This window comes from Brevundimonas sp. C43 (genome assembly GCF_030732185.1).
In the GTDB taxonomy this organism is placed as follows: domain Bacteria; phylum Pseudomonadota; class Alphaproteobacteria; order Caulobacterales; family Caulobacteraceae; genus Brevundimonas; species Brevundimonas diminuta_C.
The window spans coordinates 1444542-1468668 of the sequence record NZ_CP132231.1; the positions used below are offsets into that span (position 1 = coordinate 1444542).

Genomic DNA, 24127 nt, shown 5'->3' on the forward strand with positions numbered 1-24127 from the left:
TCACCTGACCTGCGCGCCCCTCGAACGCGGGACGCCTCGTTGGTCGCATTCGTAGGCGCCCAGTCTTAAGTTGGGGTGAAGCCAACCTTACGGAGACCTTAAGCGTGGCCATCAAGGCCATCTGTCGCGACTGCCTTTGGACCGGCGAAGATCCCGCCGGGCCGCGCGAGCACCGCTGTCCGGCGTGCGGATCGCGGCGCGTGGTCGCAGACGCCGAACTGGACCAGTTGTCGATCGCGCACATGGACTGCGACGCCTTCTACGCCTCGGTGGAGAAGCGCGACCGGCCAGAGTTGCGCGACAAGCCGGTGATCGTCGGCGGCGGAAAGCGCGGCGTGGTCTCCACCGCCTGCTATGTCGCGCGCCAGTATGGCGTCGGCTCGGCCATGCCGATGTTCAAGGCGCTGAAGGCCTGTCCCGAGGCCGTGGTGATCCGGCCGGATTTCACCAAATACGTCTTCGAATCGCAGCGCATTCTGGGGGCGTTGGGACAGCTGACACCCCTGATCCAGCCGTTGTCGCTGGATGAGGCCTGGGTCGATCTGTCGGGCACAGAGCGGCTGAACGGCGGCCCGCCGGCGCTGCAGTTGATCCGCTTCCAGAAACAGATCGAGGACGAGACCGGCCTGACCGTCTCCATCGGCCTGGCGCCCAACCGCTTCCTGGCCAAGATGGCGTCGGAGATGGACAAGCCGCGCGGTTTCTCCGTGGTCGGCGCCGCCAACGCCCAGGCCCTGTTGGCGCCCCGTCCGGTCACCGCCCTGCCCGGCGTCGGGCCGGTGTTTGGCAAGGCTTTGCGCAGCGACGGCTACTCGACCATTGGCGATCTGGCGCGGGCGGACGTGCGCGACCTGGTCAAACGTTACGGCGAATCCGGTCTGCGCCTGCACGATCTGGCCCACGCCCGCGACGCCCGAGCCGTGAACCCCGAGCGCGATCGCAAGGGAATGAGCGCCGAAACCACCTTCAACGAAGACCTGACGTCGGCCGAGGCGCTGGAGGCCGAGCTGTGGCCCCTGTGCGAGAAACTGGCGTCCAAGGCCCGGCGCGACGGCGTCGCCAGCCGGGTGCTGGTGCTCAAGCTGCGGCGCACCGACTTCAAGATCGTAACCAGACGCCTCACCCTCCCCGACCCGGTGCAGACCGCCCGCGCCCTGTTCGCCGCGGGGCGCGATCTGCTGAAGCCCGAGCTGGGCCGGCCCTATCGCCTGATCGGCATCGGCATGGCGGATGTGCAGGACGCCGAGGACGCGCCCGCCGGCCTGTTCCAGACCAGTGAGACGCGCGCCTTGAAGACGGAGCGCGCCATCGACGTGCTGCGCGAGAAGTTCGGCAAGGATGCGGTGGTGGCGGGCCGCGCGCTGAAGCCGTAGGACGGGGTATGGATCTCGCCAAACGCGCCTATGACCACGGCTTTCGCCTGGACCCTATCGTCCGCAGCCTGCTGGACACGGACTTCTACAAGCTGCTGATGCTGCAGATGATCTGGCGCGAGCATCGCGACGTGCCGGTCGTCTTCCAGGTCATCAACCGCACTAAGACAGTGCGTCTGGCCGAAGAGATCGATATCGATGCCCTGCGTGAGCAGCTGGATCACGCCCGCACCCTGCGGTTCACCAACAAGGAATTGGTCTGGCTGGCGGGCAACAGCTTCTATGGCGTGAAGCAGATCTTCTCGCCCGATTTCATCGGCTGGCTGACCGATTATCGTCTGCCCGACTACGATCTGTCAGTTCAGGACGGGCAGTATGTGCTGACCTTCTCGGGCGCTTGGGCCGAGGTGACGCTGTGGGAAATCCCGGCGCTGGCGATTCTGAACGAGCTGCGCTGCCGGGTCGGGATGCGGCGGCTGGGCCGGTTCGAACTGGACATCCTGTATTCGCGCGCCAAGACGCGGCTGTGGTCCAAGGTCGAGCGACTTCGCGCTCTGCCCGACCTCGCCTTGTCGGATTTCGGCACGCGGCGGCGGCACGGCTTCCTGTGGCAACGCTGGTGCATTCAGGCGTTGAAAGAGGGGCTGGGCAAATCCTTCATCGGCACGTCCAACGTCCTGCATGCAATGGAGAACGATCTGGAGGCCATCGGCACCAACGGCCACGAACTGCCGATGGTTCTGGCGGCTCTGGCGCCCGACGACGCGGCGCTGGCCCAGGTTCCGTATGCGGTGCTGGACGAATGGCGCAGGCACTATGCCGGCAATCTGTTGATCGTCCTGCCCGACGCTTTCGGCACCGAGGCGTTTCTGGACCGGGCACCCGATTGGGTCGCGGACTGGACCGGTTTCCGTCCCGACTCGGCCCCGCCGATTCCGGCCGGCGACCGCCTGATCGATTGGTGGCGCGCGCATGGGCGCGACCCGAAAGAGAAGCTGCTGATCTTCTCGGACGGGATGGACATCGACGGGATCGAGGCGACCCACGCCCATTTCCACGGTCGCGCGCGTCTCAGTTTCGGCTGGGGCACCAATCTGACCAATGATTTTCGCGACTGTTCGCCCGCCTTCGCACCCGAACTGGAGCCGATCTCCCTGGTCTGCAAGGTGGTCGAGGCCGGTGGTCGCCCCGCCGTCAAACTGTCGGACAATCCGGCGAAAGCGGTCGGCGATCCCGCCGAGATCGAACGCTATCGCCGTGTCTTCGGCGTGCGCGGTCTGACGGCTCAACCCGTCACGGTCTGAAACCCGGCCTTAAGCCCGTCGTGCGACAAGGCGGGCATGAGCGCCTTTTTCGACAAGATGCGTCGCCGCGCCGGCCGTTATCTCGATGTCCGTCCCGCCACGGTACAACCCGCACGCGGCGTCCTCAGCCTGTCGTTCGATGACATCCCGGCATCGGCCTGGACCGAGGCCGGACCGATCCTTGCTCAGCACGGAATCAAGGCGACCTACTATGTCTGCGGCGGACTGTCGGGCGGTCGCAATCTGGACCTGCCCCAGTTTGAGGTGGGGCACCTGCAAGCCCTCCATGAGGCCGGGCACGAAGTCGGATGCCACACCTATGAGCATGTCTCGACCTTGACCCTGTCGCCGGCGGAACTGGATGCCAGCCTGGCCCGCAACGCCACTTGGGTGGCCGAGCGGCTGGATGGGTACGAAATGCAGACCTTCGCCTATCCGTTCGGCGATTGCGCCCTCGGATCGAAAGCCGTGATCGACAAACGCTTCCTGTGCGGGCGCGGCGTCCGCGACGGGATCAACGCCGGCCGTTCGGATCGCACCCTGCTGCAGGCCATCGGCCTGGAGAGCCGTCGGCTCCCCGGCTACGACCTGGAGGCGCTGGTCGAGGAAACGGCTTCATCCAGAGGCTGGCTGATCGCCTACGGCCACGACGTCAGCGACGCGCCGACGACGTATGGTTGCCGTCCGGAGGATATCGATCGGTTGATCCGACTGGCCAAGGCGGCCAACCTGGACATTCAGCCGGTCGCGGCGGCGTGGCGGATGGCGACAGCCTGAGGGATCAGGCGGCCTTGCGCCGGTCCGCCCAGGCGATCAGCTCTTTGCGGGGCCAGATCATCAGCCATGACCGCGCGGTGTATTCCCCGCTGTCGATCAGCGCCTTCCTCGACGCAGACGCCGTCGCCGCCCGCTCGGTGTGGATATCGCCCGGTCCTTGGTGGACCATGAAGGCGCCGCCCTTCAACGGGTTCAGGCGCAGGTGCGCCAGACGGGGGCTGATCTCGGTCAGGGGCGGGTCGTAGAACCAGCTGGAGCCGATCATGCCCGCCAGTTCCGGCCGCGCGCGACACAGCTCGGCCGCCGTGGCCCAGGCCTCGTTCCAACCGTCCTCGTTGAAGCCGCGCAGCCACCGGCTTTCGGTGTGAACCTCCAGCCAAGGCTCGCGCTTGGCGCCCGCCGCCAGATATCGGAACAGCGGCTTCAGGCCCCAGCCGTCGCGAACGTGTTTGACGATCTGGCCCGGCCCGACCGGCGACGACAGGTCTATGACCTGACTCTTGGCCCCCGGCACGCTGAGCGCCAGGGTGAAGCGCACGTCCTTGGACCAGTGGTCGAAAACATAGTCCCCCTCGGCCTTGTCCAGAAACGCCGCCAGTTGTTCGATCCAGTAGGGATAGAGGACCATGACCTCGGCCGGCAGGTTCATCGCCGCCGCCCGGTCGGGCAGTTGCAGCGCCCAGGCGGCGACCAGGCCCCGACGCACATCGTCGGAGGAATCGGCGCCCAACAGCTCATCCACCGCCTTGGCCGGCATTTCGAAGTCCCAATGCGGCGCGGCCTCGGCGGCCTTTTGCGCTGCCGGGATCACGGCGGCGTCCACACGCGAGCGGTTTTCAGGAGACAACCGCGCCAGCACGGCATGGAAGGCGGCGACGTCGGGGGTCAGGTGCATATCCATGATCGCACCATGACACGGCGCGGTTGGCGAACCTTTAAAGCGCGCCGAACGGGTGACGCCGCCCTTGCCCCGCGCTAAACCGCGCCCAGATAAACAGGAACCCCCATGAGCATCGAAGCCCGCATCGCCGAACTCGGCCTCACCCTCCCGGAACCCGCCAAGCCGGTGGCCAGCTATGTCTCCTATGTCCGCTCGGGCAATCAGGTCACCATCTCGGGCCAGCTGTCGAATGACGCGAACGGCGGCATCAAGGGCACGGTCGGCGTGGACGTGACGCCGGAGCAGGCGCTGGAAGCCGCGCGCCTGTGCGGTCTGAACCTGATCGCCCAGATCAAGGCCGCCTGCGATGGCGATCTGGACCGGGTGGTCCGCATCGTCAAACTGGGCGGTTTCGTTCAGGCCGGCCCCGACTTCACCGCCATTCCCGCCGTCATCAACGGCTGCTCGGACATGATGGTCGAGGTCTTCGGCGACGCCGGCAAGCACGCCCGCTCGGCCGTCGGCGTGTACAAGCTGCCACTCGGCTTCGCCGTCGAGATCGATGCGATCGTGGAGATCCGCTGATCTTTCAGATCTCGGTTCACGAAGGGATCGCCGACATCGGCCGAGAGGCCTGGGACGCATGCGCGCTTCCCACCGGCGACCCCTTTGTCTCCTATGATTTCCTGCACGCGTGCGAGGCCTCGGGCAGCGCCGCGCCGCGCCAGGGCTGGGCGCCGAGCCACCTGGCCTTGAGGGGTGAAGACAACGCGGTGCTGGGCGTCATGCCCCTCTATCTGAAGGGCAACAGCCAGGGCGAGTATGTCTTCGACCACAGCTGGGCCGACGCCTACGAGCGGGCCGGCGGTCGTTATTATCCCAAGCTGCTGGGCGCCGTGCCCTTCACCCCCGCAACCGGGCCGCGCTTCCTGAACCACCCCGAGGCCGATGCCGCGACGGTGCGTCAGGCCCTGATCCAGGGGGCGGTGACCCTGGTCGAACGGCTGGGCGTCTCCTCCCTGCACGTCAACTTCCCGACCAAAGCGGACTGGTCAGCAATGACCGAGGCAGACCTGCTGCCGCGCCAGGACATCCAGTTCATCTGGCGCAACAACGGCTATCGGACCTTCGACGATTTCCTGGCCGCCCTGTCGGCCAATCGCCGCAAAACCATCAAGCGCGAGCGTCGCGACGCCCAGGCCGATCTGGATATCCGCGTCCTGACCGGCGCCGACATCACCGAGGCCTACTGGGACGCCTTCTTCGCCTTCTACATGGATACGGGCTCGCGCAAATGGGGCCGGCCCTATCTGACGCGCGACTTCTTCAGTCGCATCGGCGCGACCATGGCCGACCGGATCGCCTTGGTTCTGGCCTTCCGCGACCAGAAGCCCATCGCCGGCGCCTTGAACTTCATCGGCCGAGACGCGCTTTACGGCCGTCAGTGGGGCACGCTGGAAGATGTGCCCTTCCTGCATTTCGAGCTTTGCTATTACCAGGCTATCGAATTCGCCATTTCGCGCGGCCTGTCCCGCGTTGAAGCCGGGGCCCAAGGCGACCACAAGATCGCGCGCGGCTACCTGCCCTCCCCCGTCTATTCCGCCCATTTCATCGCCGACCCCGCCCTGCGCGATCCCGTCGCCCGCTACCTGGACGGCGAACGCCCGGCCGTCGCTGCGGAGATGCGGGCGATGATCGGAGAACTGTCGCCCTACAAGCAGGCATAGAAAAAGGCCCGGCTGCTGCCAGCCGGGCCTTTCGCTATCACCTTTTCGAGGATCAGGCCGTCTCTTCTTCCTCGGCCTTCGCGGGCGCGCTGGCGCTCGTGATGTCGAAGTCGATCTTGCCGTCTTTCAGTTGGACCCTGACGTGTCCGCCGCGCGTCAGGCGGCCGAACAGGATGTCGTCGGCCAGCGGCTTCTTGATCGAGTCCTGGATGACCCGCGCCAGCGGACGCGCGCCATACAGTTCGTCGAAGCCGTTCTTGGCCAGCCAGTCGGCGGCTTCGTCGGTCAGTTCAATGGTGATGTTGCGGTCCGCCAGCTGGGCTTCCAACTGAAGGATGAACTTGGTCACCACCGAGCGGATCGTGTCGGCCTGCAACGGCTTGAAGGCCACGATGGCGTCCAGGCGATTGCGGAACTCCGGCGCGAACAGGCGCTGAATGGCCTTGTCGTCCTCCCCTTCGACCTTGCCCCGGCCAAAGCCGATGGAGGCGCGGGCGTTGTCGGCAGCCCCGGCGTTGGTCGTCATGATCAGGATGACGTTCCTGAAGTCGACCTTCTTGCCGACCGCGTCGGTCAGCATGCCGTTGTCCATCACCTGCAGCAGGATGTTGTAGACATCCGGGTGAGCCTTCTCGATCTCGTCCAGCAGCACGACGGCGTGCGGATGCTGATCGACGGCGTCGGTCAGAAGCCCGCCCTGGTCGTGCCCGACATAGCCGGGAGGCGCCCCGATCAGTCGGCTGACCGTGTGACGCTCCATATATTCCGACATGTCGAAGCGCTGCATCTCGATGCCCAGGGTGGCGGCGAGTTGCTTGGCGACCTCGGTCTTGCCGACGCCGGTTGGGCCGCTGAACAGGAAGCTGCCGATCGGCTTGTTTGGATCACGAAGACCTGCCCGCGCCAGCTTCATGGCCGCTGACACCTGTTCGATGGCCTGTTCCTGACCGAAGACGGCGCGCTTCAGGTCGGTTTCCAGCTCGCGCAGGCTTTCCGTGTCAGACTTGGACACCGACTTGGCCGGGATGCGGGCCATCTTGGCGATGACGGCCTCGACCTCCTTCTGGCCGATGACCTTCTTCCGCTTGGATTCGGTCAGCAGCATCTGCGACGCCCCGGCCTCGTCGATCACGTCGATCGCCTTGTCCGGCAGTTTGCGGTCGGTCATGTAGCGCGCAGACAGCTCCACCGCCGTGCGCACGGCGCTGTCGGTGTAGCGGACCTTGTGGTGCTGCTCGTAGTAGGTCTTCAGACCCTTCAGGATCTTCACCGTATCCTCGACCGTCGGCTCGTTGACGTCGATCTTCTGGAAGCGACGCACCAGGGCGCGGTCCTTCTCGAAGTGCTGGCGATATTCCTTGTAGGTCGTCGATCCCATGCAGCGCAGCGTGCCGGACGCAAGGGCCGGTTTCAGCAGGTTCGAGGCATCCATCGCTCCGCCCGAGGTCGCGCCCGCGCCGATCACCGTGTGGATCTCATCGATGAAGAGCACGGCGTTGTCGTGGTTCTCCAGTTCCTTGACCACCTGCTTCAGGCGTTCCTCAAAGTCGCCGCGATAGCGGGTGCCGGCCAGCAACGCGCCCATATCGAGCGAATAGATGGTGGCGTCCTTCAGGACGTCGGGCACTTCGCCGTTGACGATCTTGCGGGCCAGACCTTCGGCGATGGCGGTCTTGCCGACCCCGGGATCACCGACCAGAAGCGGGTTGTTCTTGGTCCGACGGCACAGGATCTGGATCGAGCGATCCACCTCGGCCTGACGACCGATCAGGGGATCGACCTTGCCCTGGCGCGACTTCTCGTTGAGGTCGACGCAATAGGCTTCCAGAGCCTCGCCGCCCTGTTTGACGGCGGAAGCATCCTCAGCCTCCTCGGGCGAAGCGCCCTTGGCCGGACGCGCCTCGTTGGCGCCCGCCTTCTTGGCGATGCCGTGGGCGATAAAGTTGACCGCGTCATAGCGCGTCATGTCCTGCTCTTGCAGGAAGTAGGCGGCGTGGCTCTCGCGCTCGGAGAAGATGGCGACCAGCACATTGGCGCCGGACACTTCCTCACGGCCGGACGACTGGACGTGAATTACCGCGCGCTGAATCACGCGCTGGAAGCCGGCGGTCGGCTTGGCGTCCTCGCCGTCGCTGGTGGCCAAGGCGGCCAGGTCGTTGTCGACATAGAGGGTCAGCGCCGCTTTCAACGCCGACAGATCGACGTTGCAGGCCTGCATGACGCCGGTCGCGTCGGGATCGTCGATCAGCGCGAGCAGCAGGTGCTCAAGCGTCGCATACTCGTGCCTGCGCGCATTGGCGTATCCCACCGCGCGGTGCAGGGTTTCTTCGAGAGGACGGGAAAATGAAGGCATAGGGAGGCTCCTCTCAGTCCTTTTCCATCGTGCATTGCAGAGGGTGCTGGTGGCGGCGCGCCGTCTCGATGACCTGCGCGACCTTGGTCTCGGCGACCTCGTAGGTGAAGACGCCGCAGACGCCGACGCCATGCTGATGCACATGCAGCATGATGCGGGTGGCCTCTTCCCGGCTCTTCTGAAAGAACCGCTCCAGCACATAGACGACGAATTCCATCGGCGAATAATCGTCGTTCAGAATCAGCACTCGATAGAGCGAGGGCTTTTGCAGCTTCGGCTTTGTTTCGGTGACAACGGCGGTTCCTTGACCGCCGCCGGTCTCACCGGGCCTTTGAATGGGCATTCGTGTTCCGTAATCGGGGAGTCGTCTTGGCTCTCAGATAGGGAATGATGGCCTGAATTGAAGCGGCGTCCAGTCACGGCTTTCGTGAAGGGCGTCTGACAAAGATTTCACGTGATCCAAGGCGGTCATCGGCCCAGGTTGAGCGCCTCAGTTGAACAGCCCCCGATCGCCATGCCCGCCGCCCTCGTCGCCGCCCTTTCGCTCGCCGCCTTCGCCCAGCCTACGCCGCTGGAAACCGCCGTCATGGCGGCCGACGCCAAACTGTTCGCCGTCTTCTTCGAAGGCTGCGATCCGGCCGGACTTCGGGCCATGCTGACCGATGATTTCGAGTTTTTCGACGACCGCGGCGGACGGGTGGCCACTGACGCCGACAGCTTCGTGGCGCAATACGCCGCGCGTTGTCAGGACCGCAGCGCGCCGGACGCCTGGCGGACCCGACGCGAGGCTCTGCAGGACGGTCTGGCCGTCTATCCCATCAACAACTACGGCGCAGTCGAAACGGGCGAGCACGTCTTCTACGAGCGACAGGGCGATGACCCCGAACGGCGCGTCGGTCGCGCCCGCTTCACGCAGATGTGGAAACAGGAAGGGGCCGAGTGGAAGCTGGCGCGGGTCTTCAGCTACGACCATTCCGCCCTCCCCTGACAGCAAAAGGCCCCGGAGCGAACTCCGGGGCCTTCTCGATCATGCGGGCGGTTCGCTGGATTAGCGAGCGGCCTGGAAGGTTTCGACCGAGGCGGTGACGCGCTCGTTGATCGGCTTGATGCTGTCCTTGACCGTGGCGGTGACGATCTCGTTCGTCTTGGTCAGCTCGGCGACATAGCGTTCCATCGACTTCTTGGCCCAGGCGGTCTGGAGCTCGAAGAACTCCTGCACCGAACGGGCGGTCGACAGTTCCTTGGACGCGGCGACGCCGTCTTCCCACGAGGACTTGGCGAAGCCCAGCGCCTGTTGCGACAGGGCCTCGGCGCCCTTCTGAGCGACGGTGACCGACTCGACCATGGCTTCCAGGGTCTTCTTGCTGTGCGCGTTCAACTCGACCATAGAGGCCGTCGACTTGTCGATGCCTTCACGGAAGGCCTGCGTGCCGGCGGCCTGCATCGTTTCGGCTTGCGCCTTGATCTTGGCGGTGGCCGAAGTCGCAGCGGCGGTGGCTTGGTCGGCGGTTTTCTTCACGGTTTCAGCGGCGTCGGCCATGATCGTCTCTCCGGTAGAGGGCCCTTGGGGACGGGCTTGAGGGCGGAAATAATGACGCGAGAGGATCTCGCAGACCCACAATATGCTGCAAGTGCGAAGGTTTTTCAAGCATTTTGTGCAATGCACAATATTATCGACGATAACCTTGATCGGCCGGTCAAATTTGCGTTGACGCGCGGTTAACCACCACGAAACCCGCGCTTCCTATGCTAGCTGTTTGTTCGTGACGGCCGGGGGGCCTGTCGCACCCTGCTCACCGAGGGGTTGTCCCGCCCATGATCGCTTTTCTCCGCCGTGGCCTGTTCGCCGTCCTCGCGCTTTCGCTGGTTCTAGGCGCGAACGTCAGGCCGATCGAGGCCCAGACCGCCTACTCGGCGCAGGAGAACAGCCGCTACGCCGCCATCGTCATCGACGCCGCCACGGGCGAGGTCCTGTTCGCGCGGAACGCCGACAGCCGCCGCTATCCAGCGTCGCTGACCAAGATGATGACGCTGTATCTGACGTTCGAGGCTCTGTCTCAGGGCAAGGCCAATGTGAACGACGTGCTGACGATCTCGCCGCGCGCCGCGTCCCAGCCGCCGTCAAAACTGGGCCTGCCCGCCGGTCAGACCATCACCCTGGACAACGCCATGCGCGCCACCGCCGTGCGGTCCGCCAACGACATGGCCCTGGCCATTGGCGAGCACATTGGCGGATCGGAAGCCCGCTTCACCAATATGATGACGCAGAAGGCCGCGCAGCTGGGCATGACCCAGACCCGCTACTACACAGCAAATGGCCTCCCGGACGCACGTCAGGTGACGTCCGCGCGCGACCAGGCCATTCTGGCGCGCGCGATCATGCGTGATTTTCCGCAGTACTACAGCTACTTCGGTCTTCACGACTGGGCCTACAACGGCCGCAACTATCGCAACACCAACGGCCTGCTGCCGACCGGGCGCGGCTATGACGGGATGAAAACCGGCTACACCAACGCCTCGGGCTACAACCTGGCCGCCTCGGCCGTGCGCGACGGAAGACGCCTGATCACCATCGTCCTGGGCGGCCGTTCGACCGCCAGCCGCAACGCCCACGTCGCCGAACTGATGGACACCGGGTTCGAGGTCGAGCGCCGCCGCGCACAAGGCGAGCGGATCCAGGTCGCGCAGACCTTCTTCGAGCAACGTGGTTTCGGCGTGGGATCGGCGATCGCCGACGCCCCGATCGCCTATGCTTCGGTCAATGACGACGAGGACGGCGTCGGCGCGGAATCCACCGCTGTCGCCTATACGGCCGCACCGGCGCCCGCCGCCCTGCCGACCCGTGTCGCCCCGGCCCCGTCGGAGCGCGCAACCAGCCAGCGGGCCGCCGCAACGCTGCCGCCCATTGGTTCGACGCCGGCCGCCTCCGCCGCTCCGCGTGCGCACCGCAATGTCACCGCCTCGCTGAACGGCGCGCCGGCCAATGCTGTGGTCGCCCCATCCACCACCCCCCGTCGCTCTGCGTCGTCCTCAACGCGCGAACCCGCCCGCACCGCGCTCCGCACGCCGGCCGGTCGCTGGGCGGTGCAGGTCGGCGCCTTCCGCGAAGAGAAGGTGGCGACCGACTGGCTGACCGAGGTCAACCGCCGCTTCCGCGATCAGTTCGCCACCGCCGAACGCAACGTCCAGACCGCCGGCGACTGGTATCGCTCGCGCTTCGTCGGCCTGACCGAAACCAGCGCGAAGTCCGCCTGCGAGGCGCTGGCCGCGCGCCGCGTGACCTGCATGGTCATTGGCCCCGACTAAGACCAAAGCGGCGAGAACAAATGTTCTTGCTTTGTTCCTTTTGATGTCGCATCGTTTTTCCCATGGAAACCGCCAAAGGAAGAGGCGCGCGTTCGAATGCCAGCGGCCGCTACGAGCCTGAGCAGCATCAGTCGTTCGATGACGGCTGGACGCAGGATGACGCCGAGGCCGCGCCGCTGCGCACCACCCTCACCCCTGAACACGCCCGCACTACCATCGCCCGGAACGACAGTCCGGACATCGGCTTCGACCGCTCCATCAACCCGTACAAAGGTTGCGAACATGGCTGCATCTACTGTTACGCCCGTCCGTCCCATGCCTGGATGGGCCTATCCCCGGGCCTGGATTTCGAGAGCCGGATCTTCTTCAAGCCCCAGGCCGCAAGTCTGCTGGAACAGGCGTTCCTCGCACCCCGATACCGATGCAAGCGCATCCACATAGGCGGGAACACCGACCCCTATCAGCCGGTCGAACGTGATCTGAATTCGACGCGCTCGATCTTGGAGGTCATGCAGCGGTTCAATCACCCATTAAGCATCATCACCAAGTCGGTTTTGATCGCGCGCGACGCCGACATTTTGGGCCCGATGGGCAAGGCAGGGCTGGCCTCCGCCTTCGTCTCCATCACCACGCTGGATCGTGGGCTGGCGCGGGCGATGGAGCCCCGGGCGTCCACCCCCGCCAAACGGCTGGAGGCCATCAGCCGCCTGGCGGACGCTGGTTGTCCGGTCGGGGTCGGCTTCGCCCCCGTCATTCCCGGTCTGAACGACCACGAACTGGAGTCCATCCTTGAGGCCGCGGCCAAGGCCGGGGCCACGCGGGCCATGTATGTCACCCTGCGTCTGCCGCTTGAGATCAAGGATTTGTTTCGGGAATGGCTGGCCGACGCCCGCCCGGATCGCGCCGCGCGCGTCATGTCGCTGATCCGCCAGACGCGCGGCGGCAAGGATTATGACGCCGACTGGTCCCAGCGGATGAAGGGAACCGGCCCTGTCGCCGAACTGATCGGAACGCGGTTTAAGGCCGCCGTCAAACGCTACGGCCTCGACACGCCGCATCGCTTGCTGGACGAAACCCAGTTCCGCGTGCCCGCAGACGCCCGGCCTCAGATGGACCTGTTCGATCCGCCGCTCGACAAGATTGCCTGATCAACCGCCTTCGGTTTAGCGTCGCAAATCTTGGGGGACGTCATGATCAAACGTTTGTCGGCGACCGCTGCCGCCATTGGCCTGTCCACCATCCTGGCCGGCTGCCTAACCGTCAATGTGCCTGAAGGGCAGTTCTTCTATCCCGACACGCGGGTTCAGGCGGAGAAGCTGATCTTGGCTCCCGGCCCTGCCATTCCTGGGGCTGAAATCCTGTCATTACCTTTTGCGGGAGGCGCTGTCGCTGCAACCCGCGTGCGGACGGGACGCGCCGACGCGCCGCTGATCTTGTATTGCGGGGGCAATCTGTTTCGGCGTGGTGTTTCGGGCGCGCAGGTTGCGACCGAACTCGCGCCGTTCGGCGATGTGCTGATGTCCGACTATCCGGGGTCCGGCGACACGCCGGGGCAGGCCAGCTTCGCGACCTACAGGGATGCAGGCGAGGTCATCGCGGCAACCGCCCGCACCCAGGCTGACGCCGAAGGGCGCAGGCTGATCGCATGGGGGCATTCCCTGGGCGGTCCGATCTGCGCCGAGGCCGCGCGTGTCACCCGCGCCGACGCCCTGGTGTTGGAGGCGACCACGCCGACCGCCCGCGCCGCCGTTGATTCAATGGTGGGACTGTGGCGGCCGATCGTCCGCGTTCAGTTGGCCGAGCCCCTAACCACTGTGGATGTGCCCGCGACGCTGGACGGCTATTCAGGCAAGGTCGTCGTGCTGGAAGCCTCTCGCGACACGACCCTGCCGCCCGTACTCAGCCGCAAACTTGCTCATGATCTTCGGGCGAGAGGCGTGGACGTCGAGCGTCTTGTGTTCGCGAGAGCAGACCACGGCGACATCCCCTCGCAGCCGGATTTCGTCACTCGCGTCGGCGCAGCTCTAAATTAGTCGTCCGCCGCCGAAGGATCGATGGCGCGCGTGACCAGATCGCGCCAGGTCGGGTCTGTGTCATCGACCAGATCGACGTCCTGCATCAGAGCCACCGCGCCCTCGCCGTCCGGCAGGATCAGACCCAGGACTTCCATCTCCTCGCCATCGGCGCCGAGATGGCTTTCGGCCTGGACGACCACCGCCGCCTGTTCGCCGTCCTCTTCCCACCAGATGACCGGCTGGGGCAGGTCCATGACGATGGGACGCGGATCGTCGGTCTCGCCCAAAGCGAAGACGGCGCGTCGGGCCTGAACGTCGTCCAGCGTCGCCACGGCGCCCGTGAACGGTTTCAGCCGCATCCAGTCGTCGGCGTCGAAACCGCCGCCGTCTTCTTCGCTCGTGTCGTCCAAGGTCATCGTTTGAAAACCCCCACCAGTTCGACGTGCGAAGACCACAGGAACTGATCCACCGGCGTCACCGTCTCCAGCCGGAAACCGGCGTCGATCAGCACCCTCGCATCACGCGCAAAGGTCTGAGGGTTGCACGATACGCCCACGACGACGCCGGCCTTGGTGTCCGCGATCTGAGCCGTCTGGTCGATCGCGCCGGCCCGCGGCGGATCGAACACGATGGCGTCGCATCCCTTCAGGTCATAAGGGTTCATCGGCCGACGAAACAGATCGCGCGCCTCGGCCGTGATGGCCTTCATCCCTTTGGCCGAACCGACGGCGGCCTTCAGCGCATCGATGCCGGGCTTGGACGCGTCCGCTGCGATCACCGGCGCGACCGTGGCCAAGGGGAAGGTGAAAGTCCCGGCGCCGCAGAACAGGTCGGCGATCTTCTTGGCGCCCTTCACCGCCGCCAGCGCGCGAGAGACCATCGCCGCCTCGGCCTGAGGGACCGCCTGCAGAAATCCACCCGCCGGCAGGGACACGGTCGCAGGACCGAACCCCACCTTGGGCTGTCGCGCCATCACCAGGGTGTCGCCCGCCAGGCTAAGTCGCGCCAGATCGGCCCTGTGTGCTGCCTGAATGGCCTGCATCTGGGCGTCAGCCGACAGGCCGCCGCCCGAGCGGCGTTCGATCCCGGTCACATCGACGTCCAGCCCCGACAGAGTCCAGGTGACGTGCAGGGTCGGGGCCGATTTCGGATGTTCGAAAAAGGCGGTCGCGATCTGGGTCAGAGCCGGAATGGCCGCCACGATCCGGGGATCGGCGACAGGACAGGCCTTCACCTCGACCAGCCGCCAGGAGCGGCGCGCCTTGAAGCCCAGCACCACCCGTCCATCCGGGGTGCGACGGGCATGGAGGGCCAAACGGCGACGGCTGGCCGGCGGGGTCGCCACCGTCGCTTCGATCTCGGTCTCGATCCGCTCGCGCGCCAAGGCCAGACGCACCTGTTCCCGCTTCCAATCCAGATACGGCCCCTCGGACCAATGCTGAAGCGAGCAACCGCCACAGTCGCCATACTGGGGCGAGACCGGTGCGATCCGGTCGGGGCTGGGCGTGATGATTTCGACCTCTTCCAGCCGCCCGTCCACGACGACGCCGCGCACCGTTTCGCCGGGCAAGGTCTGGCCGGCGAACACCGGGCCGGACGGCGTCTGGGCGACGCCGTCGCCCTGGCCGCCGACGCGGTCGATGGTGAAAATCTCCATCGGCGGGCTTCTAGCCGGGCGTCCCCTTTCGCTCAAGCCACAGGAGTGCAACGGCGGATCGGCTGAACATGAACGAAGATGAACGAACCGATCAATTGCCGTTCAGCTTCGCCGTCGTAAATCCCATTGCAACGAGACACGAGGCTTTTCCGTTAACGTTTGACGGAAACCGTTCGGTCCTCAGAGGGTTGGAAAATGCGTCTCACGAAAACATCGATCGCCGCCGTCGCCGCCCTGGCGTTCGGCGTCACGGCCGCCCCGCTTACGGCGTCGGCCCAAAACTATTACGGCAGCGGCTACAGCCAAAATTACGGCACGGGCGCCTACAGCCGTTCGTATGACTACAACAGCGGCCGCTATTACGATCCTTGCGCCCGTGAGCGCCAAGGTCGCACCGGCGCCGGCGCAGTGATCGGCGGCGGCGCGGGCGCCGTCATCGGCTCGCAACTGGCTGCACGCGGCCGTCGCACCGAAGGCAGCATCTTGGGCGGCGTGCTCGGCGCCGTCGTCGGGTCCCAGGTCGGTCGTTCCAGCTCGGACGCCTGCCGCAGCTATCAGAGCAGCTATGGCTCGAACGGCTACTACGCCCAGGGCTACAGCCAACCGAGCTATGGCTATTACGATGACCGTTACACGGGCGACCAAGGCTATCGCTACGACGACTACGACCGTCGCGGCGACTATGCCTACAGCCGCGGCGGCTACTACGACGATCGTTCGCGCCCGGTCGACTCCTATCAGAATTCAGACGGATGCCGTCTGGCCGAAAGCCAGATCCGTCTGCCCGATGGTCGTACGGATACCCGCTATGTCCGCACCTGCCCCGACCAGTACGGCCGCTATCGCGTCGTCGATTAATTTTCAGCCCCCCTGTCGATCGACGACGTGACGGAGCCGCCGGAGGAGTAATCCTCCGGCGGTTTCTCTTTGCTTTGGGGGCTATCGGCCTTTGGCCTACTTGAGCCCAGCCTTGGAGCTATCTGTCTTGCGGCTTGGGCTTGGTCAGCCCGGCTTCTTCGCCCAGAGCAGGAACTCGACATTGCCGTCGCCCCCGGTGATCGGGCTTTCGGTTGTCGCCTGAACCGTCCAACCCAGCGCTTCCAGCCAGTCGCGCACGCGCTCTACAGCGGCTGCATGCGCCGCCGCATCCCTGATCACGCCCTTTTTGCCGCCGCCCGGACCATCGGCCTCGAACTGTGGCTTGACCAGGGTGACCAGATCCGCGCCAGGCATCGCCAGGTCGAGCGCAACCGGGAGAACCTTGATCAGGCTGATGAAACTGGCGTCGCAGACGACCAGCGACGGCGGCTGCGGGATCAGATCTGGCGTCAGGTCGCGCGCATCGGTGCGCTCCAGATTGACCACGCGGGGATCGGACGACACCCGTGCGTGCATCTGGCCGAAGCCGACATCGATGGCGAACACCTTGGCTGCGCCGCGGTTCAACAAAACCTCGGTAAAACCGCCGGTCGATGCGCCGACGTCCAGCGCCACCCTGCCCTCGACGAGGACGGGCCACAGGGTCAGGGCGTGGTCCAGCTTCAGCGCGCCGCGTCCGACCCACGGGTGGGCGGGTTGGGCCTCCAGCGCGATGTCGTCGGCGAACTGTTCGGACGCCTTCCGCACGAGCGCGCCGTCGGCCAGAACCAGCCCCGCCTCGATCGCGGCGCGCGCTTGCGAGCGGCTGTCGAATAGGCCGCGTGCGACCAGAAGCTGATCAATCCGCGTCTTCACAGCCTTGCTTTCATCAGGGCGTTAAAGCGACGCCAGACGCGCCAGCGCCGCCTGCAGCTTGACCTTGCCCGCCTCGGCCTCGGCCAGCTTGGCGCGCTGTTCGTCAACGACTTCCGGCGCGGCGCGGGACACGAAGTTGGGGTTGCCCAGCTTCTTGTTCACATGGCCGATGTCGCTGTCGAAGGCGGCGATTTCCTTCTCCAGACGCGCCCGTTCGGCGGTCAGGTCGATGATGCCGGCCAGCGACAGGGCGACGGTCGAACCGCCGGACACGAAGGTAACGGTGCCGGTTGGGGCCGCGTCCGCCGATCCGACCTCGGACACACGGCCCAGGGTCAGGATCAGGTCGCGGTGGCGGGCGATGCGTTCGGCGGTCACGGCATCGGGGGCGACGAAGGCCAGCGGCGGCTTGGCCGACGGCGGCACGTTCATTTCGGCGCGCAGGCCCCGGATTTCACCGACCAGATCGACCAGCCAGCCGATTTCGGCCTCGGCCGAGGCGTCGATGAAGGCGTCCGGCAGCACGGGCCATTCGGCGCCGATCAGCAGACCGTCGCGCGCCGGCCCTTCTTTGCCGAGTTCGGCCCACAGTTCCTCGGTGATGAAGGGCATGACCGGATGCAGAAGCTTCAGCGTCTGGTCCAGCGTCCAGGCGGTCATCGCCCGCGTCTCAGCCTTGGCGGCTTCATCGGCGCCTTGGAAGACAGGCTTGGCCAGTTCCAGATACCAGTCGCAAAAGACGTTCCAGACGAAGCGATACAGGGCGCCGGCCGCATCGTCGAAGCGTCCGCCTTCGATGGCTTGCGACACCGCGCGTTCGGCCTTGGTCAGCTCGCCTCGGATCCAGCGATTGATCGTTTGGTCGACGGTGGCGGGGTCGAAGCCCTCGACGCGGCGCGCCTCGTTCATCTGGCTGAAGCGCGCGGCGTTCCACAGCTTGGTGCCGAAGTTGCGATAGCCCTCGATCCGCTGTTTCGACAGTTTGATGTCGCGCGTGCCCGACAGGATGGCCATGGTGAAGCGCAAGGGATCAGCGCCCAGCTCGTCGATGATGCCCAGCGGATCGATGACGTTCCCCTTGGACTTGCTCATCTTCTGGCCCTTCTCGTCGCGGACGAGGCCGTTGATGATGACGCGCTTGAACGGGACCTCGCCCATGAAGTGCTGGCCCATCATCATCATCCGGGCGACCCAGAAGAAGATGATGTCCGCCGCCGTGACCAGGTCGCTGGTCGGATAGAACCGCTCCAGATCGTCGGTCTTCTCGGGCCAGCCCATGGTCGAGAACGGCCACAGGGCTGAGGAAAACCAGGTGTCGAGAACGTCCTCGTCCTGGGTCAGGGCGACCTCGGAATCATAGTCCGCCATCGCCTGTTCGCGGGCGTCCTCTTCCGTTTCAGCGACATAGATTTCGCCGTTCGGGCCATACCAGGCCGGGATGCGATGCCCCCACCACAGCTGGCGCGAAATGCACCACGGCTCGATGTTGCGCAGCCACTCGAAATAGATCTTCTCGTAGGACTTCGGCTCAAACACCGTATCGCCCTGTTCCACCGCCTTCAGCGCGGGTTGGGCCAAAACCTTGGCATCGACGTACCACTGGTCCGTCAGCCACGGCTCGATGACCACACCGGAGCGGTCGCCGTGCGGGACGACGTGTTTGGGCTTCTCGATCTCGCGCAGCCAGCCCTCTTCCTCAGCGCGGGCGACGATGGCCTTGCGCGCAGCGAAGCGGTCTTGCCCGACGTATTCCGCAGGCACGTCGGGCGTATCGACGTCCGTGATGCGTCCGAAAGCGTCGAGGATATTCAGCGAAGGCAGACCCGCGCGCTTGCCGACGCCGAAGTCGTTGAAATCATGCGCCGGCGTGATCTTCACCGCGCCCGATCCCTTGGTCGGATCGGCATAATCGTCGGCGACGATTGGAATGCGACGGCCCGTGATCGGCAGGGTCACGAACTTGCCGACCAGACCGGCATAGCGATCGTCATCCGGATGGACCGCAACGCCGGTGTCGCCCAGCATGGTCTCAGGCCGGGTTGTAGCGACGACGATGAAGTCGCGCGTCTCGAACTCGGTCGCCTTGCCGTCCTCGTTAAAGGCGACCGGATGCTCATAGGTGACGCCGTCGGCCAGCGGATAGGCGAAATGCCAGTAGGCGCCGTCGACCTCGCGCTGCTCGACCTCCAGGTCGGAAATGGCGGTCTGGAAATGCGGATCCCAGTTCACCAGCCGCTTGTCGCGATAGATCAGGCCTTCCTTGTGCAGTTGCACGAAGACCTTGCGGACGGCGGCGTTCAGCCCCTCGTCCAGAGTGAACCGCTCGCGTGACCAGTCGCACGATGCGCCGAGACGGCGCAGCTGACGCACGATGGTCCCGCCGCTTTCGGCCTTCCATTCCCAGATTTTCTCGATGAAGGCGTCGCGGCCCATGTCGCGACGACCAATGTTGCCGGCAGCGGCCAGCTGACGCTCGACCACCATCTGGGTGGCGATGCCGGCGTGGTCCGTGCCGGGCAGCCAAAGGACCGCCTTGCCCTTCATCCGGTGATAGCGGGCCAGGATGTCCTGCAGCGTGTTGTTCAGCGCATGGCCGATATGCAGACTGCCCGTCACGTTCGGCGGCGGAATGACGATCGAATAGGCTTCGGCGGCGTCGTCGGTGCGGGGCGAGAACAGGCCGCTCTCTTCCCACTGGGCGTAAAGGCGGGGCTCGGCGGCCTGGGGTTCGAAGGTCTTCTCAAGCATCGTCATTCTTTTTTGCTAACGCTCCGCGCGCGGCGCGTCGCTACATGAGCATATCGAAAATGCAGAAAGGCGGCCCCTTCAGGAGCCGCCCCTCGGATTAGTCTGGGCTGAAGCGAAGGGCTAGGCGCTGCGCGCGATGCGTTCGACTTCCTTTTGTACCGCCGCCTGGACAATACCGGGCAGGTTGGCGTCCAGCCAGTCCTTCAGCAGCGGGCGCAGCATCTCGGCGACCATCGCCTCGACCGTGTTGCCGCTGACGAAGGGCAGGTCGCCCGAGGCCGACGGAGCCGGCTCAGGCTTCTTGAAGCTGGCGGCCAGGCCCGCAAAGGCCGAGGCGGCGCTGGCGGCGGCGCTGTCGCCGACCAGCGTGTCATAAGCCGGGGCCGGCTCGGGAACCGATTCGTAAGCCGGCTCGGGTTCAGGCTCGGGCTGATAGGGCGCGGGCGAATGTTCGACCACGTCCAGATCGCCGATGGTCTCGGCCGGCGCCTCATAACGATCGGTCAATTCCAGCACGTCGTCCTCGACGGCGGCGGGTTCCGGCGTCGGCTCGACCGGGGCGGCGAAGATGGTTTCGGCGGCCAGCGGCTCGGGAACCGGCTCAGGCGTGGCTTCCGGCATGGCAGCGGCCGGCGTTTCGGCCGGGGCCTCGTCTTCAGAGATGATCCGGCGAATCGACGCCAGAATCTCTTCCATGGTCGGTTCCTGGGCGGACTGATCGGTCATGGCGCAACCTTGGGCGAGGCCTGGGTAGAAGGGGTGGGCGCCGAACGACGGATCGCTCGAAACCTGTGCCTTGTCGTCGCATCTTCGCCCGTCGGAATCAACGGGCGGTTTCCGTCCGTATTCGACGCGGTCAGTTCTGCGGCGCCGTACGCACGACCTCGCCCTTGAGTTGAGCGTCGATCGGCGCGTCGGCGGTGTCAGGCGTGGTCACGATCGGCGGCGAGGCCACGCGGTCCAGCGTCTCGATCACGCCGTCCCACGGCAGGCCGCCGCGACCCTTGACCTGGTCGTAGTTCGTTGCGGGATCATAGGCCTCGATCGTCGGGTTCAGCGCCGGGCCTTCCAGCTGGCCCATGGCGGCCAGCAGCGAGGCGCGGGCGACGTATTCGGCGGCGCGGGCGCTGGCGACCGCCGTCTGGGCGTTGCGCAGCGCCAGTTCCTGGTTCAGCACGTCCAGCGTGGTGCGCAGGCCGACCTGGGCTTCCTGGCGCACGCCTTCGGCCGCGACCGATGCAGCGCGAACCGCTTCGGTGCCGGCCGCGACCGTAGCGCGGGTCGACAGCACCTGGGCGTAGGCCGAGCTGACATTCTGAAGCACCGTGCGGCGCTCGCCCTCGATGCCGATCTGGGCCGCGTTGGCGCGCTCCAAAGCCTGGGCGACGCGCGAGCGGTTCAGACCGCCGGTGAAGAGCGGCACGGAGAGGGTGGCGCCTGCCGTGAAGCTGCGGCGATCAGCCAGTTCGCCCAGATCGCCCAGATCGTTGGTCGAACCGCCATAGGAGGCGGTGGCGCGCACCGACGGCAGATATTCCGAACGGGCGGCCGCGACGGCGGCCTCGGCGCTTTGCAGTTGGTAGGTTGCGGCGAGCACAGCGGGATTGCGCTGCAACGCCGTCTCGATGGCGACGTCGAAGTCGCTGGGCACTTCCGGCAGGACCGGCGCGGCTTCCAGATCGGACGGCGATTGGCCGACGACGGCGGCATAGGCGGCGCGCGACGTGGACAGTTGGGCCTGGGCGTTCGCCAGATCGGCTTCGGACTGCGCCTGCGAGGCTTCGGCCTGGGCCACGTCGGTGCGGGTGATCTCACCGACCTCGAAACGGGCGCTGGTTTCCTCCAGCTGGCGTTGCAGCACCGTCAGGTTCTCCTGGCGGATACGCAGGATTTCCATGTCACGGGTGACGTTCACATAGGCCTGGATCACCGACAGCATGACCGACTGCTCGATCTCACGCAGGTTCTCACGGCCGGCCAGGACGCTGGCGCGGGCCTGGTCGATGGCGCGCGAGGTGCGGCCGGCGGTCCAGACGTTCTGGCTGACGCTGACGCCGACATTGGCGCCTTCGGTTTCGGACGACGAGGTCGTGACCTGGGTGTCGGGTATGCCGTCGCCGTTCGTGTCGACGAACTGGGTCACGGCGGGGAAGTCGCTGCGGGTGTAGTCCACGCCTGCCGAAGCGCCGATGGTCGGGCGCAGGCCCGACCGCGCCTGAACCACCGTCTCGTCCAGCGCACGCTGGTTGGCGCGCTGGGCCAGCAGATTGGGATTGGTCCGATAGGCCAGGGCGATGGCGTCCTGCAGCGTCTCAGCCCAAGCCGGTGCGCCCAGACCGGTCATCACGGCGACCACAGCGGCCGAAGCCAGCACACGCGAGCGTTTCAACATTGTCCGTCCTTGCGTGACGCTCCGAAGAACGCCCGAATGTTTTCTCAAGCGTAACTGCGGCCTGACCGAACCACACGCCAGTTAAGTTTTCTTCACGGTTGCGAACGGGATTTCCGTCGCAACCGCGCGTCTCTTTGATCTTACAGCGCGAAAGTGGGGGCCGGCTTCAGCTCGGCAAGGACCGCAGGCGACGAATCGAACAGTTCGCGGCGCGACAGGCCTTCGCGCGTCTGAACGTACAGGGCCGCCTTGCCGATGGCGCCGCGACGTTCGACCACGACGATCCGGCCGCCGGGACGCAGGGCCGCGCCCCACGATTCGGGCAGGCTCTCGACGCCGCCTTCGGAAATGATCAGGTCCCATCCTTCGCCGGTCGGTTGAGCCAGCGGCGCGACGACCGTCGACACGCCCGCGTCCGACAAGGCCTCGCCGACCACAGCGAACACGGCGTCGTCCGATTCCTGGGCCGTGACGCTGACGCCCATACGGGCCAGCAGGGCGGCGGCGTAGGGCGCGGCGATGGCCAGGGCCTTCTCGCCCTCGCGCGCATCGGCCGCTTGCAGCAGCTTGGCGACGTCGCGCGCCGGCATCAGGCGGCGCTCGCCCGCGATCATCACCGCTTCTTCAGAATAGGCGGCGAAGGCGCGGTCGGGCGCGCAGTACTTTTCACGCGGCACAGCCATCATGGCCAGGTGAATCGCGCGATCCGTCACGTCGTTCACCCGCACCTGCGAGTCGACCATGGCCTTGCGCTCTGCGGTGAAATCCATCTGTAGGCAGCCTTCAACGATAATCCGGGAGGAAATCTCGCGCGCTTATAGGTCCGTGCGTTGCAGCGGACAATCCGATCTGATAGCGAACGCCCCTCGCGATGACCGCCCCCGAGAAATCGGGGACAAAAAGCGGCCTGATGGCGGAGTGGTGACGCAGAGGACTGCAAATCCTTGCACCCGGGTTCGATTCCCGGTCAGGCCTCCATCGCGACGATACGGACGAAGGCCGCCCCTCGGGGCGGCCTTCGCGTTTTCAGCTTCCAGCAAGCGCCGTCGTCGTCAGATGATGAAGCGCAACAGCACTCGTCGCCGCGACATTCAGCGAATCGAAGCCGCCCGCCATTGCGATGCCGATCGGCCGGCAACGGTCGATCAAATCCCTGGGCAGCCCCGGCCCTTCCGACCCCAGCATCAGCGCGACCGGTCCGGCGCGCCTGTTGTCCGAAAGCCGTTCGGTCGCCGATGGCGTCAGCGCCAAGACCTCGACGCCGGCCTGCTGCAGGGCTGCGATAATGTCCGTCGCGCCGGCGACGACGAACGGCGTGCGCAGCACCGCGCCGACCGAAACGCGAATCGCCTTGCGGTAGAAGGGGTCGCAGCAGGTCGGATCAAGCAGCACCGCCCTGGCGCCAAACGCGGCGGCGTTCCTGAACAGGCCGCCGACATTATCGTGGTTGCCGATCCCGCTGGCCACGACGAACATGTCCTGCGGCCCGATATCCGCCAGGACATCGTCCAACGACAGCGGCTCGGGCTTTTTACCCAAAGCCAGAATGCCCCGGTGCAGTTCGAACCCCGCGATCCGGTCTAGCACGGCTTGGGCTGCCACATAAACGGGCGTCGCGGGCGGCAGAGCCTCAATGGCATCGCCCAAGGCCGTAACGCGCTTTTCCGCCAGCAGAAGCGACAGGGGCCGACAGCGCGACGCCTTCGACGCCAGTCCACGCACCACCACCTCCCCTTCCGCGATAAACAACCCCTGACGCCCCGTCAGATCGCGCTCGCGGATATCGCGATAGGCCGCAACACGCGGGTCGTCGGGGTCGTCGATAAATATCGTTTCGATTGGCTCGTTTTCCCATTGCAAG

At 65.8% G+C, this 24127-nt stretch carries 22 protein-coding genes and 1 tRNA gene; 11 read left to right on the forward strand and 12 right to left on the reverse strand.

What is annotated here, in order from left to right:
• The first annotated feature begins 104 nt into the window (after positions 1-104).
• From Q9R14_RS07320 to Q9R14_RS07330, 3 genes are read left to right on the forward strand one after another with little or no spacing between them, the layout of a single operon-like run.
• A complete protein-coding gene (locus Q9R14_RS07320; RefSeq protein WP_306003976.1) occupies positions 105-1373 on the forward strand; it encodes a DNA polymerase IV in 1269 nt (422 codons plus the stop codon).
• 8 nt (positions 1374-1381) lie between these two features.
• A complete protein-coding gene (gene pncB, locus Q9R14_RS07325; protein ID WP_306003977.1) occupies positions 1382-2677 on the forward strand; it encodes a nicotinate phosphoribosyltransferase in 1296 nt (431 codons plus the stop codon).
• A gap of 36 nt (positions 2678-2713) precedes the next feature.
• Positions 2714-3454: a polysaccharide deacetylase family protein gene (locus tag Q9R14_RS07330; protein WP_306003978.1), complete on the forward strand. Its 741-nt coding sequence runs from the start codon at positions 2714-2716 to the stop codon at positions 3452-3454.
• A 4-nt stretch (positions 3455-3458) separates the two neighbouring features.
• On the opposite strand, the gene Q9R14_RS07335 is transcribed toward Q9R14_RS07330, so the two are convergent.
• Positions 3459-4349 (reverse strand): hypothetical protein, encoded by an 891-nt coding sequence (locus tag Q9R14_RS07335; RefSeq protein WP_306003979.1) that lies wholly within the window; start codon positions 4347-4349, stop codon positions 3459-3461.
• 111 nt (positions 4350-4460) lie between these two features.
• Here Q9R14_RS07335 and Q9R14_RS07340 point away from each other — a divergent pair, with 111 nt between their 5' ends.
• Positions 4461-4919: a RidA family protein gene (locus Q9R14_RS07340; RefSeq protein ID WP_017504644.1), complete on the forward strand. Its 459-nt coding sequence runs from the start codon at positions 4461-4463 to the stop codon at positions 4917-4919.
• Entirely contained in the window at positions 4916-6061 is a 1146-nt protein-coding gene (locus Q9R14_RS07345; RefSeq protein ID WP_306004132.1) for a GNAT family N-acetyltransferase, read from the forward strand. The genes Q9R14_RS07340 and Q9R14_RS07345 overlap by 4 nt, the downstream gene beginning before the upstream one ends.
• Positions 6062-6113: 52 nt before the next feature.
• On the opposite strand, the gene clpA is transcribed toward Q9R14_RS07345, so the two are convergent.
• A complete protein-coding gene (clpA, locus tag Q9R14_RS07350) occupies positions 6114-8414 on the reverse strand; it encodes an ATP-dependent Clp protease ATP-binding subunit ClpA (RefSeq protein WP_026108343.1) in 2301 nt (766 codons plus the stop codon).
• A 13-nt stretch (positions 8415-8427) separates the two neighbouring features.
• Positions 8428-8757, reverse strand: a complete 330-nt coding sequence (clpS, locus tag Q9R14_RS07355; RefSeq protein WP_017504641.1) for an ATP-dependent Clp protease adapter ClpS — start codon at positions 8755-8757, stop codon at positions 8428-8430.
• Positions 8758-8928: 171 nt separating this feature from the next.
• Here clpS and Q9R14_RS07360 point away from each other — a divergent pair, with 171 nt between their 5' ends.
• Positions 8929-9402, forward strand: a complete 474-nt coding sequence (locus tag Q9R14_RS07360) for a nuclear transport factor 2 family protein (RefSeq protein ID WP_306003980.1) — start codon at positions 8929-8931, stop codon at positions 9400-9402.
• 60 nt (positions 9403-9462) lie between these two features.
• Here Q9R14_RS07360 and Q9R14_RS07365 read toward each other — a convergent pair whose 3' ends face one another.
• On the reverse strand, positions 9463-9954 hold the full coding sequence (locus Q9R14_RS07365) for a phasin family protein (RefSeq protein WP_306003981.1): 492 nt from the start codon (positions 9952-9954) through the stop codon (positions 9463-9465).
• A gap of 275 nt (positions 9955-10229) precedes the next feature.
• Between Q9R14_RS07365 and Q9R14_RS07370 the strand changes: the two genes are divergently transcribed.
• The 3 genes from Q9R14_RS07370 to Q9R14_RS07380 all read left to right on the forward strand — a co-directional run bounded on the left by Q9R14_RS07370 (position 10230) and on the right by Q9R14_RS07380 (position 13753).
• Positions 10230-11720: a serine hydrolase gene (locus Q9R14_RS07370; protein ID WP_306003982.1), complete on the forward strand. Its 1491-nt coding sequence runs from the start codon at positions 10230-10232 to the stop codon at positions 11718-11720.
• Positions 11721-11782: 62 nt separating this feature from the next.
• Entirely contained in the window at positions 11783-12868 is a 1086-nt protein-coding gene (locus Q9R14_RS07375) for a PA0069 family radical SAM protein (RefSeq protein WP_306003983.1), read from the forward strand.
• A gap of 42 nt (positions 12869-12910) precedes the next feature.
• On the forward strand, positions 12911-13753 hold the full coding sequence (locus Q9R14_RS07380) for an alpha/beta hydrolase (RefSeq protein WP_306003984.1): 843 nt from the start codon (positions 12911-12913) through the stop codon (positions 13751-13753).
• On the opposite strand, the gene Q9R14_RS07385 is transcribed toward Q9R14_RS07380, so the two are convergent.
• Both Q9R14_RS07385 and Q9R14_RS07390 read right to left on the reverse strand, forming a co-directional pair.
• Positions 13750-14151, reverse strand: a complete 402-nt coding sequence (locus Q9R14_RS07385; protein ID WP_306003985.1) for a hypothetical protein — start codon at positions 14149-14151, stop codon at positions 13750-13752. The genes Q9R14_RS07380 and Q9R14_RS07385 overlap by 4 nt on opposite strands.
• A complete protein-coding gene (locus tag Q9R14_RS07390) occupies positions 14148-15392 on the reverse strand; it encodes a class I SAM-dependent RNA methyltransferase (RefSeq protein ID WP_306003986.1) in 1245 nt (414 codons plus the stop codon). The genes Q9R14_RS07385 and Q9R14_RS07390 overlap by 4 nt, the downstream gene beginning before the upstream one ends.
• A 195-nt stretch (positions 15393-15587) precedes the next feature.
• On the opposite strand from Q9R14_RS07390, the gene Q9R14_RS07395 reads away from it, so the two are divergent.
• The gene (locus tag Q9R14_RS07395; protein WP_306003987.1) at positions 15588-16250 is read left to right on the forward strand and encodes a glycine zipper 2TM domain-containing protein; all 663 of its coding nucleotides are present in this window, start codon (positions 15588-15590) and stop codon (positions 16248-16250) included.
• Between the two features lie 144 nt (positions 16251-16394).
• Here the strand turns inward: Q9R14_RS07395 and Q9R14_RS07400 are convergent, their stop codons facing one another.
• From Q9R14_RS07400 to Q9R14_RS07420, 5 genes are all read right to left on the reverse strand, one after another.
• Complete coding sequence (locus Q9R14_RS07400) at positions 16395-17126, reverse strand: TlyA family RNA methyltransferase (RefSeq protein WP_306003988.1); 732 nt, start codon at positions 17124-17126, stop codon at positions 16395-16397.
• A 21-nt stretch (positions 17127-17147) separates the two neighbouring features.
• Positions 17148-19874: a valine--tRNA ligase gene (locus tag Q9R14_RS07405; RefSeq protein WP_306003989.1), complete on the reverse strand. Its 2727-nt coding sequence runs from the start codon at positions 19872-19874 to the stop codon at positions 17148-17150.
• Between the two features lie 120 nt (positions 19875-19994).
• Positions 19995-20600 carry a DUF2497 domain-containing protein gene (locus Q9R14_RS07410; RefSeq protein WP_306003990.1) on the reverse strand — a complete coding sequence of 202 codons (606 nt, stop codon included), beginning with the start codon at positions 20598-20600 and terminating at the stop codon, positions 19995-19997.
• 130 nt (positions 20601-20730) lie between these two features.
• The gene (locus Q9R14_RS07415) at positions 20731-22266 is read right to left on the reverse strand and encodes a TolC family outer membrane protein (RefSeq protein ID WP_306003991.1); all 1536 of its coding nucleotides are present in this window, start codon (positions 22264-22266) and stop codon (positions 20731-20733) included.
• A 140-nt stretch (positions 22267-22406) separates the two neighbouring features.
• Positions 22407-23036, reverse strand: coding sequence for a protein-L-isoaspartate O-methyltransferase (locus Q9R14_RS07420; protein ID WP_306003992.1), 630 nt, complete (start codon positions 23034-23036; stop codon positions 22407-22409).
• A gap of 134 nt (positions 23037-23170) precedes the next feature.
• On the opposite strand from Q9R14_RS07420, the gene Q9R14_RS07425 reads away from it, so the two are divergent.
• A tRNA-Cys gene (locus tag Q9R14_RS07425) sits at positions 23171-23244 on the forward strand.
• A gap of 48 nt (positions 23245-23292) precedes the next feature.
• On the opposite strand, the gene Q9R14_RS07430 is transcribed toward Q9R14_RS07425, so the two are convergent.
• Entirely contained in the window at positions 23293-24126 is an 834-nt protein-coding gene (locus Q9R14_RS07430; protein ID WP_306003993.1) for an RNA methyltransferase, read from the reverse strand.
• Between the last annotated feature and the right edge of the window lies 1 nt (position 24127).

Coding starts and splice junctions, on each gene's coding strand:
- Q9R14_RS07405 (WP_306003989.1), bottom strand. CDS start 19,874: ATGCTTGAGAAGACCTTCGAACCCCAGGCCGCCGAGCCCCGCCTTTAC.
- clpA (WP_026108343.1), bottom strand. CDS start 8,414: ATGCCTTCATTTTCCCGTCCTCTCGAAGAAACCCTGCACCGCGCGGTG.
- Q9R14_RS07380 (WP_306003984.1), top strand. CDS start 12,911: ATGATCAAACGTTTGTCGGCGACCGCTGCCGCCATTGGCCTGTCCACC.
- Q9R14_RS07335 (WP_306003979.1), bottom strand. CDS start 4,349: ATGCACCTGACCCCCGACGTCGCCGCCTTCCATGCCGTGCTGGCGCGG.
- Q9R14_RS07340 (WP_017504644.1), top strand. CDS start 4,461: ATGAGCATCGAAGCCCGCATCGCCGAACTCGGCCTCACCCTCCCGGAA.
- Q9R14_RS07395 (WP_306003987.1), top strand. CDS start 15,588: ATGCGTCTCACGAAAACATCGATCGCCGCCGTCGCCGCCCTGGCGTTC.
- Q9R14_RS07360 (WP_306003980.1), top strand. CDS start 8,929: ATGCCCGCCGCCCTCGTCGCCGCCCTTTCGCTCGCCGCCTTCGCCCAG.
- Q9R14_RS07375 (WP_306003983.1), top strand. CDS start 11,783: ATGGAAACCGCCAAAGGAAGAGGCGCGCGTTCGAATGCCAGCGGCCGC.
- clpS (WP_017504641.1), bottom strand. CDS start 8,757: ATGCCCATTCAAAGGCCCGGTGAGACCGGCGGCGGTCAAGGAACCGCC.
- Q9R14_RS07385 (WP_306003985.1), bottom strand. CDS start 14,151: ATGACCTTGGACGACACGAGCGAAGAAGACGGCGGCGGTTTCGACGCC.
- Q9R14_RS07410 (WP_306003990.1), bottom strand. CDS start 20,600: ATGACCGATCAGTCCGCCCAGGAACCGACCATGGAAGAGATTCTGGCG.
- Q9R14_RS07365 (WP_306003981.1), bottom strand. CDS start 9,954: ATGGCCGACGCCGCTGAAACCGTGAAGAAAACCGCCGACCAAGCCACC.
- Q9R14_RS07370 (WP_306003982.1), top strand. CDS start 10,230: ATGATCGCTTTTCTCCGCCGTGGCCTGTTCGCCGTCCTCGCGCTTTCG.
- Q9R14_RS07415 (WP_306003991.1), bottom strand. CDS start 22,266: ATGTTGAAACGCTCGCGTGTGCTGGCTTCGGCCGCTGTGGTCGCCGTG.
- Q9R14_RS07330 (WP_306003978.1), top strand. CDS start 2,714: ATGAGCGCCTTTTTCGACAAGATGCGTCGCCGCGCCGGCCGTTATCTC.
- pncB (WP_306003977.1), top strand. CDS start 1,382: ATGGATCTCGCCAAACGCGCCTATGACCACGGCTTTCGCCTGGACCCT.
- Q9R14_RS07390 (WP_306003986.1), bottom strand. CDS start 15,392: ATGGAGATTTTCACCATCGACCGCGTCGGCGGCCAGGGCGACGGCGTC.
- Q9R14_RS07420 (WP_306003992.1), bottom strand. CDS start 23,036: ATGGATTTCACCGCAGAGCGCAAGGCCATGGTCGACTCGCAGGTGCGG.